We start from the raw sequence: 4,276 nt of genomic DNA, 5'->3' as shown, positions 1-4,276 counted from the left end.
TTTCGGCAGAAAAAAATTGACAAAACTTATATTGCCGAGGCGATCTCGAATTCACTTATCTTTCTAAATGCTGTTTTCTGACTTTTTCAGCAAGCCCTAACTATGAGCAATTATCATCAGATAAGATTTGTTCCATAGGCTCGGGAGCGGTGGAATCGGCTGTCAAACAAATAGATAGAAGGTTGAAAATTTCTGGAGCTCAATGGTTGAAAAAAAATGTCATAACAAGATGCTAAAACTTCGTTGTGCTTACCTCAACGACCTCTTGGCTATTTGAGGCTTTTGCAAAACCGGGATGCTCCCGTCATGCTTCGCCCCTACACACATATTTGATAAACACAGATGTACCAGATTTTTCTTTAAGGATTGTCGATGTATTCGCACCCTACGAATAATGTTGCCATACCGTTGAATGCTTTAGTATCACAATAATTATATGCTCAGATTAATCTAAGTTTCACGATCCAAATATTTTCCGAATCCAATTCCGCAGCGCAGCCAATAAACCCATTAAATTCTTGAAAAACCCCTGCAAAAAAGAACTTTTCTCAACCTCGAAAATCTCCTCGATTTCCACCGGGAGCGGTGGCATTCCGACAACTTCGTAAAGCGGATATTCGCCGCTCTTTCCCGGGATTTTAACTGATACGCACTGGTTGACGATCGCCAAATCCTTGATTTCCTCATAAGTTTCCTCGGAAATCAGCAAACTTGTTCCCACTTGCTTGTTCGCAGCTTCAATCCGGCTGGCAAAATTTACCGCATCCCCGATCGCCGTTACTGTCTGATTTTTCTTGGCCCCCAGATTCCCCACAACCGCCAAACCGCAGTGAATCCCAATCCCAATCCGCAACCTGTGACTGTATAAAGTCTCAAAATACGGATTGAGTTTGTCCAATTCCTCCAGCATTTCCACCCCAGCCCTCACCGCTTGTTCGGCCGCCTTCTCTGAATTTTCCAACCCAAACAGCGCCATAAAACCGTCGCCCATATAATTATTGATCATCCCGCCGTTGCGGTTGATTACATAACCCATTTTTTGGAAATAGCGATTTAAAAGATAAATTACATCGTAGGGTAATAGCGATTCTGCAAAGGCGGTAAACCCTCGAATATCGGCAAACAAAATTGCAATTTTCTTTTCTTGACCCACAGGTGCAGAAATCAAGTTTCCGGCGATTTCGTCGTTAAAGGTTTCTAAGTCTTCAGAATCGATCGCCAATCTCCGCAAAATCACCTTCCCGCCCGCCACCTGTGTCTGACAAGCCAGCCTAATTTCCGGCTCTAGGCGCAGTTTGTTCGCGAGCTCATCTTCCGCTGAATTGCGGGGCGAGCAAAATTCCAAACCTTCGACTATCAAGACACGACAAGTCGAACACCGCGCACTACCACCACAGGCGTGGGTGTGGGGAATGCCGGCACGCAGGGAAGCTTCCAGAATTATATCGTCGTCGTCTATCTCGATCGCGCGATCGTCCGGCAGATAGTGAATCTGTGGCATATGTGGCGTTTCTAACTAAGTAGCGAGGCATGAGCGGACATCTGTTATTGCAGTGACTCTGTATGCAAACCCGGTTTTTCGACATCTTTTCTGCATTCCCTGATTGATTCAGTATAAGTCGCGATCGACATTAGCTTCTCGTGCCGTCACCTCAACCGCCAAACTCACTCAGCATTAAAATCGCGATCGCACAATGAAAACACCTCAATTATATGCCAAGTAAAGCCTTTGGAATCAAGCTCAAAGCTCAAAGCTCAAAGCTCAAATTAACTGACATAATTCTTAATAAATTTATGATAGCTCAAAACCCTTTAAATCCGTTATTAAATTCCCTGGAACCGCCAGATATTTTGAGAGTTTTGCAGGCTTTTTTCTTCCAAACCTTACTTGATAAGAGTTTGAGCTTTTTTGTTCCCTAAGGAGCAGCCAATTTGCTTGAGATAGAATAGCAGCATCTTTAAAACCCGTATAACCATGAGTTCATCAACAGCCCTACAAAACATCGAACAGCACATCCCGCTGGTGGGAAATATCCATCTCAAAAGTCCGATCGCCTATCGAGCAACCCGCGTCGCAGTCAGTGCGGTTAACGCGGTGCAAATGGCAGTAGCAGAGTCTTATATCAACGGCTTAGAAGTACCGGATTCTGTATTGCGAGGTCTTTTTGATACCTGTATGCCCGTCTTTTTTAAGTATTTTCCCTCTCTGCTCGCACCCTACGAATGGGTACTCAAAGAAACAGAACACACCGCGGAAGGCCCGCGAGATTTAATGAAACTTCAGTACGACTTACCTCAAGCCATGCTGAATCCCATGTTAGGCGAGAGCAAACTGATTTATCCCAAATACAGCATGGGATTGTGGGAAAAAGGAGCAGCCAACCTCGAACAATCTCAAATTCAGATGATTGATGATGTAATTGAGAAACTAGAGATTCAGGATGGCGATCGCATTTTAGACTTTGGCTGCGGTTGGGGCTGCGTTCCCAATTACATTCTTTCCAAATTCCCCAATGTCCAGTTTACTGGCATTAATCTCAGCCACCATCAATGCGAATATATGCGTCACAGGATGCAAGATCCCGACAGCTACCTCAGTTCAGGTCGATTTACCTTATTTGAAGGCGATTTGAACGACGCCCAATTCGATACCAAATTTGACAAAATTCTCTCGATCGGAGTTTTTTGTCATGTCGGTAATTTAACCAAAGCTTTTCAAAAGCTCTCCTCTTTCCTCAAAGATAACGGCCGCGCTTTCATTCACATCATCACCGTTCGCACCCCTAACAACATCTCCAGTGTTTTCACCCACAAATACATTTTCCCCCACGGTCGTTACTGGAAATACGATGCCGTTCCCAGCCACAACAAAGACCTCAAAACCATCAAACAATGGTATCTCAACGGTTACAATTACTCTACAACCTTTGCTAACTGGCTGAAAAACTTTGATGACTCTCAGGCGACAGTCAAAGATTTAGACTACGGCATCGATTATGCCAAATTCCGCAGAATCTGGCGGTTTTACTTGATTTGGTTTGTTGCTAATTTCGCCAGTTGCGATGGTGAATATAACGGCAACGGTCAATATTTAATGGTTCATTCCTAATTGCTGACATTCCTGGATGCATCAACCGGGTTTTTCAACACCCGTAATCCGTTAATGAGAAAATCTCACCTGTAGGGAAACGGCACTGCCCTGCCCGGCGGGGAGTTAAGGCAATAACAGCTAATTGTTGCTACGGTTATTAAACGTAGCAACAATTTTTAATAATTGGTATTATTTGACAATTTTAGACTATAATGAAAGTAGTGGGACTGCTAAAGAAGTAGACTTTTTAGTTGCTACACCAACGTTTGGCAATTTCAAATTAGAATCTAAAATTGACTGATGTTACAAAAAGAAGAACTGTTAAAAGGCATCGAAAACCGCGAATGTGTGGCGCGGGCATTAGACCAAGCTGAACAAGCAATTAAAACTTGGGAAGTTACTCTGACTGATTTTCTGTCGCCGCCGGAGTTGGCGGACACTCTGACGGTATTTAAGCGCTTAACTGATGTGGAATTAGTGGCTTGGGGTGGCTATCCCCAGGGTGAAAGGCAGAGAATTGCGATCGCCCGATCGGAAATCCCGATCGACTCTGGGAGTGTTAGCATTGCTGCGGTGGAGATAGCCGGCAATTTCCTGTTTGACACCGCCAGTCACCGCGACTTCTTAGGCGCAATGCTGGGTACGGGGATTGTCCGCGAAAAAACCGGGGATGTGATTGTCTTGGGGGAACGGGGCGCGCAGGCGATTGTCATGCCGGAGATGGTAGAGTATTTGGAGATGAGTTTGCAGCAAGTGCGATCGGTTCCGGTAAAAACTCGGCGCATTGAGTTGAGCGAACTAAAAATTAGAGAACCGAAAAAGAAAGAAATGACAACCGTTGAAGCATCGATGAGATTGGATGCTGTTGCTTCTGCGGGATTTGCCATGTCTCGCAGCAAAATGGTTGATTTTATTGACAGAGGGGACGTGCGAGTTAATTGGAAGGACATCACCCAAGCTAGTTATAACGTTAAGTCGGGAGATTTAATCGCTGTTACTGGTAAGGGAAGATTGGAAATTGGGGAAGTTATGATTACTAAAAAAGAACGCTATCGAGTGCAGTTAACTCGATATCTGTAATTTTGACCACATCGTTGAGTTAAAAGAAACCGGGTTTTTTACGATATTTAAGGTGACAACGAATTATTTCGAGAAAAACCCGGTTTCTGCCCACATCGTTGAGTT

Annotated in this window: 3 protein-coding genes and 1 pseudogene; 3 read left to right on the top strand and 1 reads right to left on the bottom strand. The window is 44.3% G+C overall.

Going from position 1 to position 4,276, the window contains the following annotated elements; translation table 11 throughout:
- Positions 1 to 116: 116 nt before the first annotated feature.
- Positions 117 to 277: pseudogene (locus tag JGK07_RS32785) on the top strand (ISKra4 family transposase); the annotation flags it as partial.
- 180 nt (positions 278 to 457) lie between these two features.
- On the opposite strand, the gene JGK07_RS32780 reads toward JGK07_RS32785, so the two are convergent.
- Complete coding sequence (locus JGK07_RS32780) at positions 458 to 1,501, bottom strand: adenylate/guanylate cyclase domain-containing protein (RefSeq protein WP_293199335.1); 1,044 nt, start codon at positions 1,499 to 1,501, stop codon at positions 458 to 460.
- Positions 1,502 to 1,975: 474 nt separating this feature from the next.
- Between JGK07_RS32780 and JGK07_RS32775 the strand changes: the two genes are divergently transcribed.
- Together JGK07_RS32775 and JGK07_RS32770 are read left to right on the top strand one after the other, a co-directional pair.
- Positions 1,976 to 3,109 carry a class I SAM-dependent methyltransferase gene (locus JGK07_RS32775; protein WP_293187080.1) on the top strand — a complete coding sequence of 378 codons (1,134 nt, stop codon included), beginning with the start codon at positions 1,976 to 1,978 and terminating at the stop codon, positions 3,107 to 3,109.
- A gap of 282 nt (positions 3,110 to 3,391) precedes the next feature.
- Positions 3,392 to 4,171, top strand: coding sequence for a photosystem II S4 domain protein (locus JGK07_RS32770; RefSeq protein ID WP_293187081.1), 780 nt, complete (start codon positions 3,392 to 3,394; stop codon positions 4,169 to 4,171).
- The last annotated feature ends 105 nt before the right edge of the window (positions 4,172 to 4,276 follow it).

It is taken from the genome of Microcoleus sp. PH2017_24_DOB_U_A (genome assembly GCF_020738205.1).
In the GTDB taxonomy this organism is placed as follows: domain Bacteria; phylum Cyanobacteriota; class Cyanobacteriia; order Cyanobacteriales; family Microcoleaceae; genus Microcoleus.
This window is presented reverse-complemented; position numbering and strand designations above follow the sequence as displayed.

What these genes read in the sequence shown, in the direction of transcription:
- JGK07_RS32780 (WP_293199335.1), bottom strand. Translation starts at nt 1,501, where the DNA reads ATGCCACAGATTCACTATCTGCCGGACGATCGCGCGATCGAGATAGAC.
- JGK07_RS32775 (WP_293187080.1), top strand. Translation starts at nt 1,976, where the DNA reads ATGAGTTCATCAACAGCCCTACAAAACATCGAACAGCACATCCCGCTG.
- JGK07_RS32770 (WP_293187081.1), top strand. Translation starts at nt 3,392, where the DNA reads ATGTTACAAAAAGAAGAACTGTTAAAAGGCATCGAAAACCGCGAATGT.